An 18,259-nucleotide genomic window follows, 5' to 3' on the forward strand; every position below is an offset into this window, starting at 1 on the left:
TATCTGGCAACCAAAAGCTCCTCCATATTGACCCGGAAATTACCGTTCTGGGTTGAGCCAGCGCAGGTTTTCGAGCATATTGCCTGCCTGCCCGGCTCGATGCTTCTTGAAAGCCAGCCAGGCGCACTTTATGGAAGATTCTCGATTATTTGCACCAGTCCCTTCGGGACCCTCCGCACAATTGGCCGCAGCAGTTTTCTAAATATGTCGGGTGAAAGCTTGGAAACAAATTTATCTCCATTTGAAATACTTCGGGATTTGCTTTTTCGTTTCCAAACCGAGCCCAATCTACTTGCGGGAGCCATTGTTGGATACTTTGGATATGAAATGGGCGGTTTAATTGAGAATTTACCTGAGCCTCAACCTGATGATATTGGCATGCCGGACTGCTTTCTTGGCTTCTATAATCACTTGGCAATCTTTGACCATACAGAGAAGGCAATATTTCTGAATGGATGCTCCCTAGAGGGGACACCAGATCCATTGCCTGGAATCATGGCACTAGAACAATTGATTATTGACGCACAAGGCGAAGACAATCAACATCATTTGCCAAGAGAGGGCGAGAGTATAATTGCTCCTTGCTCAAGCTTTACACTGGATGAATACTGCGCGGTTGTTAATAGGTGCAAAGAATATATTGCGGCTGGCGATATCTACCAGGTAAACATTTCTCAAAGGTTTAAAGTGCCGCTCACAATGTCACCCTGGAGTATGTATCTTAAATTGAGAAGCATCAATCCGTCGCCCTATGCTGCCTATTTAAACTGCGGCGGTTTCCAAGTTGTGTGTTCCTCGCCCGAATGTTTCCTTGACTACTGCCCCAGCACGCGAATTGTGATTACAAAACCAATTAAAGGCACGCGGCCACGTGGAAGCACCTCGAGTGAGGATGAGAGGCTTGCGAGAGAGCTAGCCTCAAGCGAGAAAGACATGGCAGAGAATGTCATGATTGTGGACCTTGAAAGGAACGACCTTGGGCGGGTGTGTGAGTTTGGTTCGGTGGATGTGCCGCTTCTTGCGCAGGTGGAAAGCCATTCGACAGTGCATCACCTTGTTACGACTGTTAGGGGTCGCTTGCGGCAAGGGCTAGGAGCAGTGGATTTGCTGATGGCTTGTTTCCCTAGCGGTTCTATTACCGGTGCACCAAAAATACGCTCGATGGAGATTATCAGCGAACTCGAGCCGGTTCGCCGCGGAGTATATACTGGTTCGATAGGTTATCTTGGGTTTGACGGCTCGGTTAATCTGAACGTAGCAATTAGGACAGCTATAACAAAGGGTGATTTGTGTTATTTCCACGTTGGCGGGGGCATTGTTGCTGATTCCGAGCCGGTGGCCGAATACCAGGAGACACTTGACAAGGGTCGAGCATTCATGGAGGTTCTAGGATGTCTGAAAAGCTCCTCAAAGAATGGGGCAAAGTTTGCATAAATGGAAAGCTTGTCGCGGCAGAAGAAGCAACTGTCTCGGCTATCGATAGGGGCTTTTTGTATGGAGATGGAATATTTGAAACGATACGTGTCTATAAGGGAGTGCCATTTATGCTCGATGCGCACCTTGCACGCATGGCTGAGGGTTGCTCAGTGATTTCTATGCCCCCTCCAAACATGGAACAAGTCAAGCTTTGGGTTGAGGAAACCCTCTCGGCAAATTATCTGAGCGATGCTTATTTGAGGATTACGGCAACTAGAGGGGCAACCGGTTTGCTTTGGTATGACCTTGATACTTCCAGCGTGACTGTGGTGATTATGGCTAAGCCAATGGTGCAGGAGAGATTCAGCGAGGGGTTACGCTTGATGGTGTCAAGCTTCCGAAGTGATGAGCTTAGCCCTCTTAGTCGTATAAAGCATACTGGAATCCTCTGGAAGATTATGGCTAGGGCGGAGGCTAGGCGTGCTGGAGTAGATGACGCTCTCTTGCTCAACACCAAAGGGCATGTCTCTGAAGCAACTGCTGCAAATATATTTTGGGTATGCGATGGAAAGCTCTTTACGCCAGCGCTGGATTGCGGAATCCTTGCAGGAATTACCCGTGCAATTGTGATTGAGATAGCAAATGCTGTTGGAATCGAGACACAGGAAGGCTATTTCACACTAGACGATGTTTTCAATGCTGAGGAGGTCTTTCTAACCAGCTCAACTAGAGAGCTTGTGCCGGTGCGCTCGCTTGGCGATAAACAGTTTGGAGACATGGGTTATGGCCGGATGACCAAGCTGTTGTTGAGCCTGTACCAAGAACGTCTTCCTTCATGAACCTGTTTCTAGCAAGAGATGATTTTGTTTGCTGTTGAAAAAGATAGTGCCTTTTTAATAATGATATTGCCTTCGAATATTGACACAACATGGCGCTCGGTACAAAATGTAGTGGGAGGTAAGAAGCATGGCGGAAAACAAACTCCTTGGTGAGATAATGATTGATATGGGTTTTGCATCGCGAGAAATAATCATGGAATGTCTTAAAATGCAAACAGAGATTCATCAAAAAGGGCTTGACCCCGTTCCCATCGGGCGGCTGCTCATAAAAACTGGCCACATTACAATGGAACAGCTAGAGAAAGCCTTGGCTAAGCAGGCAAAATCTCGACTGCCAAGTTAGGTTTTGCTTTTACAGATAGGTGAAATTGCTCCTAGTTGTAAACCAACATCGCTTGTCCAGCAGGAGTTTACTTTTCACGCAGCCTCTTTAAAACTCCGAGATCATGGATATCTGTCTCGATAGACTTCGCGGGAACCTCAATTACCCCGGCGAGGTTTGCAAGTGGCGGGTAATGTAGCAGAGCGTGGAAGCCCTGCTCACCAATTTTCCCCACGCCTATATTTGCGTGCCGGTCAACACGCGAGCCAAGTTCAACTTTGGTGTCGTTCAGGTGTAAAAGCTTGAGATATTCCATTCCGACAGTCGAGTCAAAAGCCTCGAATGTTCGTTCAATCTCATCTTTATTTGACACATCGTATCCCGCTCCCCAAAGATGAGCAGTGTCGAGGCATATCCCCAGTCTGTCTGCGTAATCGCTTAGTTGGTCAAGAATTGCCCGCAGGTTCTCGAATTTCGAACCAATCGAATCGCCAGAGCCGGCGGAATTTTCAAGAAGGAGCGCCGTCTTTCCAGTTGATTGGTTCAGCGCCTTAGAAATAGCACTGGCAACACGTTTGATTCCCTGCTCAATTCCTGAACCCTTGTGACTTCCTATGTGAGTTACGACGAAATTGGCGCCAATTGCCTCAGCACGGCGCACATGGTCCGCTAGTACGTGAGCTGATGCCAAATAAATACGCCAATCAGGTGATGCGAGATTAAGCAAATATGGTGTATGGACGGCTACTGGGTGGAGGCCGAAATCGGTTGTGAGCTTTCTAAAGAGTGCACCGTTGGCAGGTTCGATTGGTGGCGAATTCCAAGCATTTGGATTGGCGGCGAAAACCTGGATTGTCTCGCATCCGATCTCCGCAGCTGTCCTTGCCGCTGCTTCCAAACCCTCGCTTATTCGCATGTGTACGCCAAGTCGCATTGGGCGTGCGCAGCGTTACTCCTCTTCCTCATCAAACTCATCAAGTTCCGTGGGGCAATAGCTGAATGAGCTGATTTCTTCTCCGCGGAATATTGTGACTAGCATTTCCTCGCGTTCAAAGCTGGGAAGATAGGACGATACTATTTGGTCGTCAATTTCGGCAAGCAACTGCTCTTCTTGTTGTAGTGAGACATCTACCTCAAAGAACAGTGTGAGGTATATGGTATAGTGGGCATAGTGGAGATGGACTTGTCCGATTCGCCGTTCTCCTTGCCAAATTATATAGATTTCTGAAGATACTGTGCGTACTATTCTCGAAAGCTTGTAATCTTCTGCCACTCTCGTTTCTCCTTGCCCGTAGTTTTTAGACGTGTTTTAAAAATATTATACGCCAATAAAAACCATTCCGCAAGACAAATGCGCTAAGTTAGTCATTTACTATCGGTTGTTTGCCAATTGCGTTTCCGAGCATTCTACGTTTCGATTTGCTGAGTGAAGGGTACAGCAAAATATGATTATTTTCGCAGGTTTGGAGATAATCATTGGTGGTGGGGTTCAATGATATGGCTGATTGTTTTCGTGGGCGTCATTGCCTTATGTAATCTTTTGCTGCTAGGCACAGTTGCTTATCTTGCATTAATGGTTAGAGGACTTATTAATAAGTCAGTTCAACCAGCAATGGCTGAAGTAACGTCAACAATAAAGTCGGTCAATGGCTTTGTTGAGAAAGTAGAAAACAGAGCAGAACATGTAATGGAAATTAGCGAGGAGACTGCTAAAAAAGTATCGAGCAAAATTGTAGCGACGACTGATATTATCAAACAAGCGGTTTCGTCACCGCTTATTGGCATTCTAAGCATAATAGCTGGTGTCTCGCGTGCGATTAGCGAGTATAAGCGGACATCGGTGCAAAAATAAAAGGAGGAGTTGCAATGGCACGCAAGGGAAACTTTTGGCTCGGCATCCTAATTGGCGCGGCCGCAGGGGCTGTTACCGCTTTGCTTTACGCCCCCAAAAAGGGTGAAGAGCTTCGAAGCGATATTGGCGAGAAAGCCCGTGAGGCTGGAAGAAAAGCGGGCGAAGCATGGGGTGAAATGAAAGCGAAGGCTTCCACCCTTGCATCAACAGCAAAGGGGCAAATTTCGCAAGCGGCAATTAAGAGCCGTGAAATGGTCGCAGCAACTAAATCAAAAGTCAAGGAAGCCGTGGAGGCTGGACGTCAAGCCGCTGAAGAAAAGCGAAAAGAGCTCGAAGCTCAAATGGAGGAGAAAGAACGCGAGTCCCCTTGTGAGTAAGAATAGAAATAATTTGGAAATACCCGTAAAACGGAAGAACAGGGGAAATAAATACAAAAACTGCCAAATTGACTAGAATGGCTCATCCATAGTGGCTTCATTTCCCCTGTTTGCTTTTTTATTAATATCTTGACTTGACTCCTACCAGCTGAAGTACTGCACCGAGGAGCATAAGCAGCATTGATATTAGGAAAACAAACCTGATATCTATATGGCTTGCTCTAAAGAATGCAACTAGCGCAGCTCCTATAAATGGCGCTATCGTTCCTCTGATGCCTAATAAGAATGAGTGCAATGCCTGGTAGTGTGATTCTCTGCCTTCTTTTGCAAAGTAGAGAATGCTATTAAAGTAGCTGAGCTCTATTCCAGCCATGGTGATTCCGTTGATTATCGCAGCTGGAATCAACATCCAAACATTGTTTGCCAGGAAGTAAGCAAAGGGCACTAGGCTTACCATCAAGACATTTACCATCACTGCTTTTAATGGGCTCTGCATATCCACGTATTTTCCCCAATATAGATAAGAGAACATCCAAATAACAGTTGCAATGTTTGATAACATGGCGACTTGTGCTGCTGTAATGTGCAGTTGGTCCACCTGAAATACAGGATAGAGTGGCGCTACAATCAAATTTCCAAATCCGAACGTGAATACCGAGAGCGCAAACCAAGCATAGTTGCGGTCTTCTTTGAAGATGGCAAGCGTGCTCCGCAAAAACTGAACTGTTGAGGATTTGTAATTGTTTGATTTTGGGTCAACGGGAGCTGTTCTTATGCTTCCGAAGACCAAGGATGATGTGATGCCGAAAAGGGCACCAATTGGGAATATGTAGTTAAAATCTAGAATATGCCTTTTAAGCAGTTGGCCAACTGCTAAGGTGGAAAAGAAGCTTGTTGCTGCAAGTCCAACCCTGATATAGCCCATTATTCGGCCTCGATGTTCATCAGGGTAAATCTCTTTGAGTACTGCGGCATAGGCTGGTCCAGAAACTGTGGCTACGAGCTGTGCGGCAGATGCAATTAGCGCGAAACGGAGAGGGGTCATTGTGAAAAGAGTAAGCAGAAATAGTGCTCGCGCGATTACACCTGACCAAACTACATAAGGCATTTTAGCCTTGCCTTCCATTGCGTTTGCGTAAAACAATGCAAACATGCTTCCCACATAGGGAGCAGAGGTTATCAAAGCGATTAGCGAAGTACTAGAGTGGAGCTCGTCTCTTGCAATGAACCCAATAAATGGAAAAATTGCACCATTGTATACGCCAACTAGCAATCCGGACAATGCGTCGCGGCGATATGCATTCCTTACCTCTTGTGGTACGGCTTTTTCGAAGAACACTTTTGTTTTCTGCCAGCTGTTGTAGTTGTCTCGTCGGCGGCCGGCACCTCCATTGTTTCCTTTAGTTCAATGGAATTGTCTATCCTCCACTGCCTGTAAACCTGCAGGCAAATGTGACTCAAATTGATTTGCTTTTGCAATTTGATATTCTAAATAAAGTTTTCAAGGGAAATTTTGCTAAAATAAACTTTGGCTGGTACCAAATTTTGACCTAAGTATGTGGCTTTATGAATGTTATTTCTGCTAGCAGAAGAACAGATATCCCCGCTTTTTACTCGGAATGGTTCATAAACCGGATTCGAAAGGGTTACGTTCGCTGGATGAATCCGTTTTCAAATGTAGTATATGATGTACCGCTACTTCCAAAAGATGTATTGGCGATTGTCTTCTGGTCGAAGAATTACCTGCCTCTTTTGCCTTATCTCGACGAACTTGATGCTGGTGGTTATCGAATGGTTTTTCATTTTACAATTACAGGATTGCCAAAAGTGTTCGAACCGAGGGTGCCAGACACGGCAGATATGGTAAAATGCGCCCGAATACTTTCAACGCGATATGGAGCTGAGAGCGTTCTGTGGCGTTATGACCCCATCTTAATATCTACAGCGACAGATAACGAATACCATTTTAGGCGGTTTCGCGAACTTTGTGCTCAATTAGAAGGCGTGGTGAAGCGCTGTTATTTCAGCTTTGTTTGCTACTATGAAAAAGTTTTGCGCAATATTAAGGCTCTTGCTGTTGAAACAAGAATTGAATGTTTTGATTTACCCCAATCTGAGCGAATTACGCTAGCCAATATCCTTGCAGATATCGCAGCCAATCATGGAATCGAGATGTATTCTTGTTGTGGAGATTACCTTGTTGGGAGCAAAATAAAGAAGGCGCACTGTATTGATGGAGAGCTCCTAAAGCAATTGTTTCCTGATAGAGTAACTAATTTAGTCGAACATCCCACGAGGAAAGAATGTGGGTGCTATGAGAGTAAGGATATTGGAACATATGGCACTTGCCCCCATGGTTGCGTATACTGCTATGCAAACTCGAATAAACGTGCTGCGATTCGTAGTTATGAAGCTCATGACCCAGGAGCTGATATATTATGCCTCAAATGTTGATCTCAAGTTGGATTGGCTCTCTAAAAAATTAAATGCCCTGATGGGAAATCAGGGCTTAAAGCTTAGTCCTTCTAGCGCGAAGTGCCAATATTCAAGTTCTTATTTGGTGGGCCCACTCGGATTCGAACCAAGGACCAACCGGTTATGAGCCGGCCGCTCTACCGCTGAGCTATGGGCCCGCACACTCCCATTTTGCTGCAAGCATCAAAATTATATCAACATTTTGTGTTGCAGTCAAGAATTTGCATAATGGACGATAGGACTACTTCTGTGATTTTTCCTTCAATGCACGGTTGAGTACAACCGCGGTGTGCTCGACCTGGCGTGAAATTCCGGCAATTGAAAACATTTCTCGCAGTTGGAGAATGCACACAGGGCAACCTGTCGCAACTAGGTCCGCCTCGGTCTTCAAAATATTATCCGCTTTTCTTTCGCCTATCTTTCGTGACATGTCTGGATGGTAGATGCTGTATGCACCGCCGCCTCCACAGCATGTATCAGCGCCTACGAGCTCGACATACCTTGTGTCAGCTAACGATGAGAGGAGTTTTCTGGGTTGATTTCGTACCCCCATACCTCTGACGAGGTGGCATGGGTCATGATACGTGATAGTCTTTGCCTTTGGCGTATGTGCACTAAGCAAAACTGCCAAACAATCGGTGAGAAATTCAGTAATATCATAGACTTTTGACGTTAATTCACTTGGAACTTCAATTCCTAGGAGATCGTGCCATTCATGCTTTATCGTTGTGCCGCAGGACCCACAAGCGGTGATAATTGCGTCAACATCCAAGTTACTCAAAACTTTGAGGTTTTGTCTTGCTAAATATTTTGCACCTTCAAAATCACCTGAGGTGAATACCGGTGTCCCACAGCACATTTGCTCGCGTGGGATGACGACTTCGACTCCAAAGTGAGTCAGTAGATTGACGACTGCTTCTCCAATCTCCGGATAAATCAGGTCTGCTCCACACCCCACAAAGTATGCTACGCGGTACTTTCTATTTGTTGTTGGTATGACCTCCGGCATGCGGTCGCGAAAGGTTTTTAGCTGAAAGTAAGGAATTGCTTTGTCAAATGGAAGGCCAAGGATGGGTAGGATTAGCCTGGCTGGACTGTATCTACTTTGTAGGATGATTGCTCGCTGAAGGAAACCGAGAAGTTTGGCACTTGCTGGGAACATCCTTCTAGCAGTCATTGCACGACGGAATATCAAGCGCTTTATTAAGGGGATGCCGCATTCAATCGCAAGATGATGTCGTGCATTGAGCACCGCCTGATTGGGACTGACGCCACTTGGGCACTCTGCTGTGCATGCACGACAGCTTATGCATAGTTCGATGAGTTTGCGATATCTTTGGCTAAGCGAGACATCGCCGCCATATACTCCCCTTATCAAGCGAACGCGTCCTCTAGGTGAAGCAGCTTCTTCGCCAATCTCCTTATAAACGGGGCATGCGGCTTTGCAATAACCACACTTTATGCAATTGAAAGTCAGGCGGTCGAGTTCATTTAACATAAGCTTATGTCGTTTGGTCAGTAAATATCTTTCCGGGGTTGAGAATCCCTTTTGGGTCTAGGGCAGATTTAATGGTGCGCATCATACCTAAAGTACCTGGGCCAACTTCGCGAGCTAAATATCTTGATTTAGCAAATCCAATTCCGTGCTCGCCAGAGACAGTCCCGCCAAGCTGCAGAGCCGCATTGAATATCTCTTCGATGGCTTTCTCGACACGCGCCATTTCCTCTTTATCTCGCTGGTCAGTCAGGATTGTTGGATGAAGGTTGCCATCTCCCGCATGTCCAAATGTTCCAATCGTAAGTGAATATTTATCTGCAATACGATTAATTTCGCTAACCATGTCGGCAAGTTGGCTTCTTGGCACAGTGGCATCTTCAAGAATAGCGGTAGGGCGAACTCGAGCCAATGCGGCAAGGGCCGAACGCCTTGCTTCCCAAACCCTGTCCCGCTCCGCATGGGTTGAGGCTACTTGAACTTCTGAAGCGTTATGAGATGTCATTATGCTGGCTGCCTTATCTGCTTCCTCGGCAACTTGGGCAGATGCGCCGTCAACTTCCAGCAAAAGCATAGCGCCTGCATCAATTGGAAGGCCAATTTTCTTGAACTCCTCTACAGTGCGAATGGTCACATTATCCATTATCTCCAGCGTGGCAGGCATAATCCCTGCGCTAATAATAGCTGATACCGTCTCTGCTGCTTGAGTTAGCTGTGAGAAAAGACCAACCATGGAGCGGCGTGCCTTTGGTAAAGGAAGGAGCTTAAAGGTAAGCTTTGTGAACACCGCCAGTGTGCCTTCAGAGCCACATAACAGATGCACTAAGTCATAACCAGCTACTGATTTCATGGTGACGGCCCCGGCTTTGAAAAACTCACCTGTTGGGGTTGCACCTTCAATTACCTTAATATAGTCTGCTGTTACTCCATATTTGATTGCTCGAAGGCCACCGGCATTCTCAGCTACGTTGCCACCCAAAGTCGAAACTTTGATGCTTCCTGGGTCAGGAGGATACATGAGACCAACTGCCTCTACTGCGGATGCAAGATCGGCGGTGATAACGCCTGGCTCAACCGTCGCGAGCAGATTTGATTGGTCAATCTCTATGATTCGGTTCATGCGTCCTAGATCAAGTACAAGCCCGCCAGCAGCTGGAACAGAGCCGCCACTTAACCCAGTGCCAGCACCACGGGGTGTAACATGCAACCCTTCCTCGTTTGCCAAGTGAAGAATTGCGCAGACTTCTTCAGCACTGCCAGCTCTTACGATTGCTTCTGGGCAATGCTCAACGTGTTGGGCATCATAGCCGTAGCACACCAAGTCCTCTGGAGCAGTAAGCACATACTTAGACCCTGATATTTCTTGTAATTTACGCAATATGGATTCGCGCATGTTTAGCACCCTAGTTATTTATTAATTCATATTCTCAGGCGATGAAGTAAGGAGGGCATTTAGTTTATTAGATAAGAGCTTAATCATTGAGTATTCTCACCGTTGGTTGCCAGTCAAGTTTTCTCAGAAGTTCAATATAGTCCTGTTCCGTCATTTCTTCTGGCCGCTTACCTGATAGTGCTACAAGGATTCCCTCGACGACATTTGTTGCAAATGTTCTTCCATCGAACTCCCGAGTAGATGTAACCAGCATTTTGACTTTGCAGGCTTTCATGTTGTCAATGTCGGATTGGGTAAGTGTATTTGTAATAACTACCTTACCAGTCATAGCTCCGGATTCAGGTGTGGGCATAAACCTCTTTATTATTTTGAAGTCGCCTGCCACGACATCTGCCCAGCGGAAGTACTTCTCGTGTCTGGGCGTATTCTTCTCCTGTTGCTCGCCGATTGGATAGAGCCACTTGAACGGTAGCCTGCAGATTAGCGGCAGGAAAATCAGTCCCAGTATTTTTAGCATGCCCCATGAAGTTATTGGTATTGGCACCCCAACATTGAACAGCAAATCGCCGTAGATAACTTGGCCTTTGGGTCGTGTTAATCGCCAAAGTGATTCTGCCATGCCAAAGCGGTCCACTCCGCAGACTAGCAAGACTTTCTTGGTTTGGAAGTCCACGATTCCCTCGCGCTGGAGCCATTCAATAGTCTCGCGCTCAAGTGTGTTTTTGATGCCACTACCATCAACAACTGGGGTTTTAATGGCTAAGCGTGCTAATTTATCTGCATCTCGGATTGTATACCGTCGTTTTCCAGCATAAAGATACCGGTCTATGCCGCCAAGTCCAATTGCGTCTACTTTCCCGTCTAATTCGCGCATTAACTCGGCAAATCGCTTGAAGTCGCCATTTGTCCCAATCCTGGCTATCTCGAACTCTTCGCCCAGAAGAGTAGTCCTAACTGTTTTATCTCCCTTCGGCGAGCCCAGGCTCACGCTGACGATGCGCTTCATTCTTAACTCCTAGTTTTCCAGGAAAAACAAGGGCTTGACTTCTTGAACTCGGCGATTGTGTAGAGCAGTATATAGTCTTCCACTCTAGTTTCCTCGGAAATGGCTTGTGCAATCTTCTCGCAATCTTCCTCTGTTCGCCCGTGAATCATAGTATATATGTTGTAGGGAAAATCAGGAAGCCTAGGGCGTTGGTAGCAGTGACTTACCTCACGATACCTTGTTGCAATACCAGCAAAGCTTTCTACTAAAGTATCCGGTACATTCCACACGCCCATTGCATTAGCTTGGAAGCCTGCCTGATGATGTCTGACCAAGGCGCCAAAGCGGCGAATAGTCCCATCGGATTTCCATGCTTTAAGCTGAGAAAGGAGTTCCTCTTCGGTAATACCAATGGCTTCTGATACCGTTTTGAATGGTTCCTTCTCAACCGGCAAGCCATTATTAAAGACACGCACTATACTTTTTTGTTTCTCGTTCATTAGAATCTGAAGTTCACGTCTATTTTGAACATCCGCTCAGCTGGCAGCAAACATATATCCGATATGCCTGTTTTGGCTCTGATTTGGGATAAGATATTGTCTATCTCAGATGAATTTTGGCATGCCAATGTAAACCACAGATTATATTTGTGTCTCCTGCCATAATTGTGTGTCACCTGGGGAAACTCGTTCACAATGTTCGCAACTTCCAAAAGGCGATTTTCTGGAACTTTCATTGCTACAAGGGTGCTTTCATAGCCAAGCTTACGAGAATCAAACACCGGTCCAATCTTGCGGATAACACCAGATTCGATAAGTTGCCTAACACGTGAGAGGATTTCCGATTCGGTAGTCCCCAAGCGCTCTGCAATTATTTGATATGGCCGAGATGCAAGAGGAAAGTCTGTTTGAATAATGTTCAAAATCTGTTTATCCAGGTCGTCCACAGCGCATTCTCCGCAGTATAGCCTTTCACAAGTATAACGTTAGCGGTTCTTCTCGTCAAATCAGGTAGGAATACTAGCGTAGTTTGGCATGGATATTGAAGCTTGATTTAGTGAGGCCAAAAGATCAGACCTTCAATAAAGAAATGCAACAGGTGGTAAGCGGAATGCACATTACTTTTAGCAAAGAGAGTATTGTACTGATTGCAATATGCCTAGCCGATATGCTGTTCACCATCTTAGTTATTGCGATGGGCAAAGCGGTGGAGGCAAACCCACTAATGGCTGAATGCATTCGCAGGGGCTTTTGGCATTTCTGTTTGGTTAAGATTGGTGTTGTTATTCCGCTAGTAGTGCTTGCTGAGTGGTATAAGAACTATAACCCGGTTTTTGTGCGGAAAGCTCTACGCGTGGGAATCACGGGGTATATTAGTCTATATTTCGGCGTACTGCTTGCCGTTAATCTTTTTTAATCAACCTCCGTACCTCCACTCCTCCGGCATCGGGGCGGATTCCCGGGAGTCCGCCCCGGTTTCCTTTTTAGTTCTTTGCAGATAGCTTTTCAATAAGTTCTGCGACCTCTTCTCTTGCTTTTAATAAAACGTGCGGGTCGAGAGTATATTCCTTCGGTGAACGTACTACCGTGTCGCTAACCGCGAGAACCTTTTGAATTTTGCCTTTAGAGTTGGAATCTGCCTTGCAGGCTAATTTGCTTAACAAATAGAAGTATTCATAGTCCTCGATGCCGTCACGGATGCATTCCAACCTAATTGAGCTAAAAGGCTTTCCACCCGGACCTGGGTAAATAAGATGGCCGTCGCCATTATAGTCGTCGAAAGTAAAGGTGTTCCAAGGCACATCAGGCCAGCGCTTTCCTTCTCTTATGGCTTCTAAGGCTTTTGGGTCTTCATGCGCCCGATGCTCTTCTGGCAAGCCAGCTGCTACTCGGTTTGTAGTCCAGTTATTCACAGCATAATAGAGAAATCCGGGTATGCGGTACTTCCAATTCATCCAAAAGATGACCCGCGGGTCTATCGCTGGATAATCAATGAAGAAATTTGGATATGGATGTGCTGGCACACAGCAAACATACCACCAGACTTCATCAGCTGCTTTTGTATATTCCTCAGCATCACTCTGTTGCCAGTTAGAAGTTAGCGGTACCCAAATGTCAACATAACCTTTCAATTCTTTATTCGGAGCAACAGTGCACATCCGAGGCAAGTCTGGGAACTCTTTTTTTACCCAACCGTACATGTCGCGAAGTTCGGCGTATTTATCGGGTTTGATTTCGTCGAAGCCATACAGGTATGCTTTGTCCCACCACCCTCTTTCTTTGAGAAAAGCCTCATATTCCTTAATCATTTTGGCCAATTCAGCCCTGCCATTTTTATCCCTATTGTGTGTGTAGGCAAGGCAAAAGGCATTCAGGCCACGCTGTATGCAAAATGGTAGATCCTCTTTACTTGGGGCAGGTGTATTAGTGTAAATATTGGTTGGATTGAGGCGATGTTCGAGCATGAATTCGTAATACCTGAGCTTAATTTCTTCTGTCATGCCACCATACCATGCGGAAATTTCATGAGGAAACAATGCAAAGGCTGTCTTTAAGTGCAATGTGGTTGGAAGCGAAAAATTCCAAACCTTAACCTCAATTGGCAGTGAGGATTCCGGGGCGTTGGCTGGCTTGATGGTGATTACCCCTTTGTAGACTCCTGCTGGAATATCTGCAGGCGCATGCACTGTTAGCCAGATAGGCTGGATGAAGTCGGGCGAAACGTCGAATGTCTTCATTTCAAGAAGAGGGTCAGGCCACCAGCCGACATATTCAACGTCGTATCTAGGCTTTCTGGTCTTTACATAATCCACTAATTCGAGCTTAATTCTATCTGTCGGTATGACGGCGCCACCAGGACCTTTAAGCGGCGAAACGGCTACCTTGACGTCTCTGAGTGCACGAGCGTATGGTAGTATGAGTACCTGGCCTGATTCATATTCGTTTCGAGCTAAACTTAGCTTTAAGGGAGCCCCAATTTCGCCTTCAAAAAGCTTTTCTCGGAATACTTTATTTAGTGAAACCTCTGGCGCGAGTAAGTATCCCTTGCTTTCTTTGTCGGCGCAAGCATATCGTGCGCGTGCGACATCTCTTTCTATGGCATCCAGTTTCTCTGTAAATTTGGCCCACTTTTCAGTGCTTGTATTTGCCGTTAGCGAGAAAGAGAGTATCTCATTAAGTTTCAGTTTTAGTTGGCCAACAGCTTTTGAAATCTCTGGAGTTTTGGCCATACAATTCCGCACGATTGCGCGGTATTTTTCCAAACGAGCACGATTTGGAGTGATGTTGATAGAAACCGGAGCACCCCTGACGATTTCACGCTTCGTCGGACTTTCCAATACTGCGAGGCTTAATTTATGCTTGCCCTCTGGAACACTTACCGAAACATTCAATTCCGAATCTCCCGGCAGTAACTTACTGCTTCCCAAAGAAATCAACTTTTCGTCAAGCATAGCTTCTGCATGAATGGATACTATCTTCTTCGTGGGATTTGAAATCTTAATTTTGAACTGATGTTTCTTTGGGAGGAGAATTTGAGTAGGGCTTATGGATGCGATAAGCGCGTCATTGCCTTGGAATACTATGCGCCCAAAGTTAGATGGTTCATTAAATTCTACTTCAACGGGAGACCACGTACTGAACTCTTGTCTTGATATCTGGTGCCTAGCGAAGTTTGCTTTCCATACTTCGCCTGGCTTTGGCGCTGACACTCCCAATGAATCGAATGGAATGATGAAAGTAGCCGTCCATGCGTATTTTTCACTATTTGTTACTACCGACCAATTGCCGTCCCAGGATTTTCCATCGGTTGACTGGCCTCTAGAGTCGAACCTTGTTCCCGCGCAGTTTGCGACCAAGTGAAAGAATGTCTTGCTATCGCATTTGGGATCAAGGAAAACCTCGACCGAGTCGTCTCTCCATGCTGGGCCGTCTCTTTCCAAAACTTTGGAACTAAGGTTCTGGGCATTTGGGTCAAAGCATCGAAAGGCAATGTACAGGTTGGCATTATCATAAGCAAGACGAACCTCGGTCTGCATAGTAGGCAAGCTTTTGCTCCTAAACCCAACAAATCCCGATATTGAAGTGGGAAAGTTTCGCATAAAATCAAGCGCAGTGTTATTAGGAGATTTGCCATTTTTCATTATGTGCGCTACTGCTTTTAGTTCGGGTATCATGCGCACAGTGACCAGTGGTGAAATTACCTTTTCCGCTGAGGCAGATATCGCAATTAAAGCAAAAATGGGTATTAGGGCACGGCGAAACATCGGCTACCTCCCTGAGTTTTTGCTGTTAGCTTGATTTAGTTTAACAGAAGGGTGCAGTCTCAGCAATCCTGAACTTTTCGATATTTTAATCAAGCTGAACAAAGATGTTTTCTTGATGAGTAACAGGGTTCTGAAGGATAAACCAAAGATTCGACTAATCACCTTAAATGGTAAAGCTGCTACTTTAAAGCGAAGGGATGGAACTATGGAAAAAGTTAGAATGGCAGTAATAGGCGTCGGCGGGATGGGAGCATATCACGCAAACTACCTGAGAGCTGGCGAAGTCAAAGGGGCAGAGCTCACAGCTGTATGCGATATTGACGAAAGCAAGCTGGCTAAGTGGTCAGACTTGCCAACTTTTAAAGATAGCAAAGAGCTGATTCGCTCTGGGCTGGTTGATGCGGTGCTAATTGCTACACCGCATTATGATCATACGACCATTGGCATTGATGCCATGCAGCTGGGCATTCACGTTCTCACCGAGAAGCCGATTGCTGTGCACAAAGCTGATGCTGAGCGGATGATTGAGGCGCAAAAGGCAAAAAACGTTGTCTTTGCTGCAATGTTCCAAATGCGAACGGAGCCGCTGTGGAAAAAGATTAAGCAGCTAGTGGACAACGGCGAGCTGGGCGAAATTGTTCGGATAAACTGGATCGTAACCGATTGGTTCCGAACAGAGGCATACTACGCCAGCGGTGGATGGCGCGCGACGTGGCGTGGCGAAGGTGGTGGAGTGCTACTTAACCAATGCCCACACAACCTAGATCTTCTGCAGTGGATATTTGGCATGCCATCCAGAATTCGAGCGTTCTGCAGATTTGGAGCATACCATGACATTGAAGTCGAAGACCAAGTCAGTGCCTACTTGGAATATCCCAACGGTGCAACTGGCGTGTTCATAACAAGCACGGGCGAAGCACCAGGAACGAATAGGCTGGAGGTTGCCGGCGATAGGGGTAAGCTCGTCTATGAAAACGGAAAGATATCTTTTACCAGGAACGAAGTTCTTGCATCCGAATTCCTCCGCACTTCACCAATGGCATTTGCAAAACCACCTATCTGGAATGTAGATATACCATTTAGTGGAGAGCGTGGTGGGCACAAAGTAATCACACAGAACTTTGTTGATGCAATATTGACTGGCACGCCGCTTATTGCTCCGGCGGCTGAAGGCATCAATTCGGTTGAGATTGCGAATTGCATGCTTTATTCGACTTGGACCGATTCAACGGTAGAGCTTCCTCTTGATTCGGCGGCGTATGAGGCGGCGCTGAAGGAGCGAATTGCAACTTCGCGCTATGTAAAGAAAACAGTGGAGAAGGCAGAGGAAGATATTACTACTTCATTCAAGTAGTTAGAAAAAGGGAGTGGCTAATCGGTGAAATAAAATTGTTCCAGCCGCTCCCTTTTCTAGCTATTTTGTTTGTTGTAACGTCGAATCGGGTTTCAACCTTCTGCCCAGTGGAACTTTGAGTCGCCCAGTAGAAGCTGAATGTAATTAATCTGCCCATCATGGTATGTCATATGGTTTGCAGGCAAGAAGATTGCTTCATAAAGCGGGAAAACTGCTCCCCAGGGCATTGTTATCTGCTTTTCTAGGTCAGCCTCCGAGTGGCTGTCAATCGCCCGGCAGACAATGTCGGCGCTGTCCTTCACCAATTGCCCAAGCTCAGTCAGTGTTGATGCCTTTCCAACGCGATCTGCGAACTCTTCTTCAAATTTGCCTGGTTTTTCGCCTCTGATTGAAGCAGCCATCTGAACGTTTGAGCATGCGATTTCCTTAAGAATATCGGCGGCAGTTTTCGCGCAACCTAATGCACACCAAGAGAGCTTTTCCGCGGGGATGTAACCAGAGTCTTTTACCAGTGTTTCGGCTTGATTTCTTATTAATTGTTTTGCAACTTCGAGAATTGATTTCAAAGTTCTCCCTCCTTTGTTATCTGTAGGCAACCGAAATTTTCGCTGTGATGTTTCGTTTTCCTTTAATATGCAAATTACTTTTGTTTTAGTTAGCACTTGGTGTTTTTTACCCGTTTGTTTTTTGCTTCTTTACCTAACCTACTATTAATCTTAATGCTGCGATGCCCGCTAATACAAGGATGGCTGTGTTAAAAGCTCTCTGAGACATTCTAGGAAGTAGCCATTTGCCGATGAGGACGCCAGCCAAAACAGCAGGAAAAAGGGCAATATTAAACAAAAGCGAGCTGCCGGTAACAATTGGCTTTGTTGGATTAATGGCAGTCAGCAAAAAGTAAATCGGGAGTTTTCCTACATTAATGATGAAGAAGTACCAGGCGATTGTGCCCATGAATTGCTCCTTGGGGAGCTTGTGTGCCATCAAGTAGATCTGCATGATAGGCCCGGCTGCGTTTGAAACTGTTGTCGCAAAGCCCGCTGATATTCCGGTGGAAGCTACTCCAATCGGCGATTTTGGAGTCAATTGCTCACCTAGAAATCGCTGTGCAAAATGAAGTGAGAGCATTATTAGTATCAGGCTTCCGATGACGATGTCGAGAATATCGCGGTCGGTCTTTAGCAACGCAAACTGCCAGAGTGCGATTGCCCCAACACCTACGCCAGCCACGACCCATGGCAGAAGTCCAACGAGCTTGTCCCACTGTGTATGTTTCTTATACCAAATGACTGCAAAGACGTCGCCCATTATGAGCATCGGGAGCATTATTCCTATTGAAGGGCGCGAACCGAATGCTTGTGCAAGCATTGGGACAACTAGAATTCCTATTCCAGGAATGCCGGTTTTCGATATCCCGACTAGTAAAGCTGCAGCTGCTCCAAAAATCCACTGCCAAGGTTCGAGATGCACGACTACGTTCCTTTCCA

The 18,259-nt window shown here is 46.1% G+C and carries 19 protein-coding genes and 1 tRNA gene; 8 read left to right on the plus strand and 12 right to left on the minus strand.

The genetic code is table 11. The features are described 5' to 3' along the window. Positions 1-27: 27 nt before the first annotated feature. From pabB to QHH26_02075, 3 genes are all read left to right on the plus strand, one after another. Positions 28-1,434 carry an aminodeoxychorismate synthase component I gene (gene pabB, locus QHH26_02065; GenBank protein ID MDH7480747.1) on the plus strand — a complete coding sequence of 469 codons (1,407 nt, stop codon included), beginning with the start codon at positions 28-30 and terminating at the stop codon, positions 1,432-1,434. Then, on the plus strand, positions 1,392-2,255 hold the full coding sequence (locus QHH26_02070; GenBank protein ID MDH7480748.1) for an aminotransferase class IV: 864 nt from the start codon (positions 1,392-1,394) through the stop codon (positions 2,253-2,255). The genes pabB and QHH26_02070 overlap by 43 nt, the downstream gene beginning before the upstream one ends. Before the next feature lie 127 nt (positions 2,256-2,382). Beyond that, a complete protein-coding gene (locus tag QHH26_02075) occupies positions 2,383-2,598 on the plus strand; it encodes a hypothetical protein (GenBank protein ID MDH7480749.1) in 216 nt (71 codons plus the stop codon). Positions 2,599-2,665: 67 nt separating this feature from the next. Here QHH26_02075 and QHH26_02080 read toward each other — a convergent pair whose 3' ends face one another. Further along, complete coding sequence (locus QHH26_02080) at positions 2,666-3,493, minus strand: deoxyribonuclease IV (GenBank protein ID MDH7480750.1); 828 nt, start codon at positions 3,491-3,493, stop codon at positions 2,666-2,668. A gap of 33 nt (positions 3,494-3,526) precedes the next feature. Beyond that, a complete protein-coding gene (locus QHH26_02085) occupies positions 3,527-3,850 on the minus strand; it encodes a hypothetical protein (GenBank protein ID MDH7480751.1) in 324 nt (107 codons plus the stop codon). A 219-nt stretch (positions 3,851-4,069) separates the two neighbouring features. Between QHH26_02085 and QHH26_02090 the strand changes: the two genes are divergently transcribed. Then, entirely contained in the window at positions 4,070-4,429 is a 360-nt protein-coding gene (locus QHH26_02090; protein ID MDH7480752.1) for a hypothetical protein, read from the plus strand. 14 nt (positions 4,430-4,443) lie between these two features. Then, complete coding sequence (locus QHH26_02095) at positions 4,444-4,806, plus strand: YtxH domain-containing protein (protein MDH7480753.1); 363 nt, start codon at positions 4,444-4,446, stop codon at positions 4,804-4,806. Between the two features lie 121 nt (positions 4,807-4,927). Here the strand turns inward: QHH26_02095 and QHH26_02100 are convergent, their stop codons facing one another. Continuing rightward, the gene (locus QHH26_02100) at positions 4,928-6,145 is read right to left on the minus strand and encodes an MFS transporter (GenBank protein ID MDH7480754.1); all 1,218 of its coding nucleotides are present in this window, start codon (positions 6,143-6,145) and stop codon (positions 4,928-4,930) included. Between the two features lie 227 nt (positions 6,146-6,372). Here QHH26_02100 and QHH26_02105 point away from each other — a divergent pair, with 227 nt between their 5' ends. Then, complete coding sequence (locus QHH26_02105) at positions 6,373-7,260, plus strand: DUF1848 domain-containing protein (protein MDH7480755.1); 888 nt, start codon at positions 6,373-6,375, stop codon at positions 7,258-7,260. 104 nt (positions 7,261-7,364) lie between these two features. On the opposite strand, the gene QHH26_02110 is transcribed toward QHH26_02105, so the two are convergent. From QHH26_02110 to QHH26_02135, 6 genes are all read right to left on the minus strand, one after another. Continuing rightward, positions 7,365-7,439: transfer RNA gene (locus tag QHH26_02110), tRNA-Ile, on the minus strand. A gap of 83 nt (positions 7,440-7,522) precedes the next feature. Next, positions 7,523-8,779: a (Fe-S)-binding protein gene (locus QHH26_02115; protein ID MDH7480756.1), complete on the minus strand. Its 1,257-nt coding sequence runs from the start codon at positions 8,777-8,779 to the stop codon at positions 7,523-7,525. 4 nt (positions 8,780-8,783) lie between these two features. After that, complete coding sequence (locus QHH26_02120) at positions 8,784-10,169, minus strand: FAD-linked oxidase C-terminal domain-containing protein (GenBank protein ID MDH7480757.1); 1,386 nt, start codon at positions 10,167-10,169, stop codon at positions 8,784-8,786. 79 nt (positions 10,170-10,248) lie between these two features. Next, positions 10,249-11,175, minus strand: coding sequence for a quinate 5-dehydrogenase (locus QHH26_02125; protein ID MDH7480758.1), 927 nt, complete (start codon positions 11,173-11,175; stop codon positions 10,249-10,251). Positions 11,176-11,177: 2 nt separating this feature from the next. Then, the gene (locus tag QHH26_02130) at positions 11,178-11,654 is read right to left on the minus strand and encodes an Lrp/AsnC family transcriptional regulator (GenBank protein MDH7480759.1); all 477 of its coding nucleotides are present in this window, start codon (positions 11,652-11,654) and stop codon (positions 11,178-11,180) included. Next, positions 11,654-12,100 carry an AsnC family transcriptional regulator gene (locus tag QHH26_02135; GenBank protein ID MDH7480760.1) on the minus strand — a complete coding sequence of 149 codons (447 nt, stop codon included), beginning with the start codon at positions 12,098-12,100 and terminating at the stop codon, positions 11,654-11,656. The genes QHH26_02130 and QHH26_02135 overlap by 1 nt, the downstream gene beginning before the upstream one ends. A 164-nt stretch (positions 12,101-12,264) precedes the next feature. On the opposite strand from QHH26_02135, the gene QHH26_02140 reads away from it, so the two are divergent. Next, the gene (locus QHH26_02140) at positions 12,265-12,570 is read left to right on the plus strand and encodes a DUF5658 family protein (protein MDH7480761.1); all 306 of its coding nucleotides are present in this window, start codon (positions 12,265-12,267) and stop codon (positions 12,568-12,570) included. Positions 12,571-12,637: 67 nt separating this feature from the next. Here the strand turns inward: QHH26_02140 and QHH26_02145 are convergent, their stop codons facing one another. Continuing rightward, the gene (locus tag QHH26_02145) at positions 12,638-15,418 is read right to left on the minus strand and encodes a DUF6067 family protein (protein MDH7480762.1); all 2,781 of its coding nucleotides are present in this window, start codon (positions 15,416-15,418) and stop codon (positions 12,638-12,640) included. 205 nt (positions 15,419-15,623) lie between these two features. Here QHH26_02145 and QHH26_02150 point away from each other — a divergent pair, with 205 nt between their 5' ends. Next, on the plus strand, positions 15,624-16,772 hold the full coding sequence (locus tag QHH26_02150) for a Gfo/Idh/MocA family oxidoreductase (GenBank protein MDH7480763.1): 1,149 nt from the start codon (positions 15,624-15,626) through the stop codon (positions 16,770-16,772). 92 nt (positions 16,773-16,864) lie between these two features. Here the strand turns inward: QHH26_02150 and QHH26_02155 are convergent, their stop codons facing one another. Together QHH26_02155 and QHH26_02160 are read right to left on the minus strand one after the other, a co-directional pair. Continuing rightward, a complete protein-coding gene (locus QHH26_02155) occupies positions 16,865-17,338 on the minus strand; it encodes a DUF1572 family protein (GenBank protein ID MDH7480764.1) in 474 nt (157 codons plus the stop codon). Between the two features lie 133 nt (positions 17,339-17,471). Further along, positions 17,472-18,242 (minus strand): sulfite exporter TauE/SafE family protein, encoded by a 771-nt coding sequence (locus tag QHH26_02160; GenBank protein MDH7480765.1) that lies wholly within the window; start codon positions 18,240-18,242, stop codon positions 17,472-17,474. Positions 18,243-18,259: the final 17 nt, after the last annotated feature.

It is taken from the genome of Armatimonadota bacterium (assembly GCA_029907255.1).
Classification (GTDB): Bacteria; Armatimonadota; UBA5829; order DTJY01; family DTJY01; genus JAIMAU01.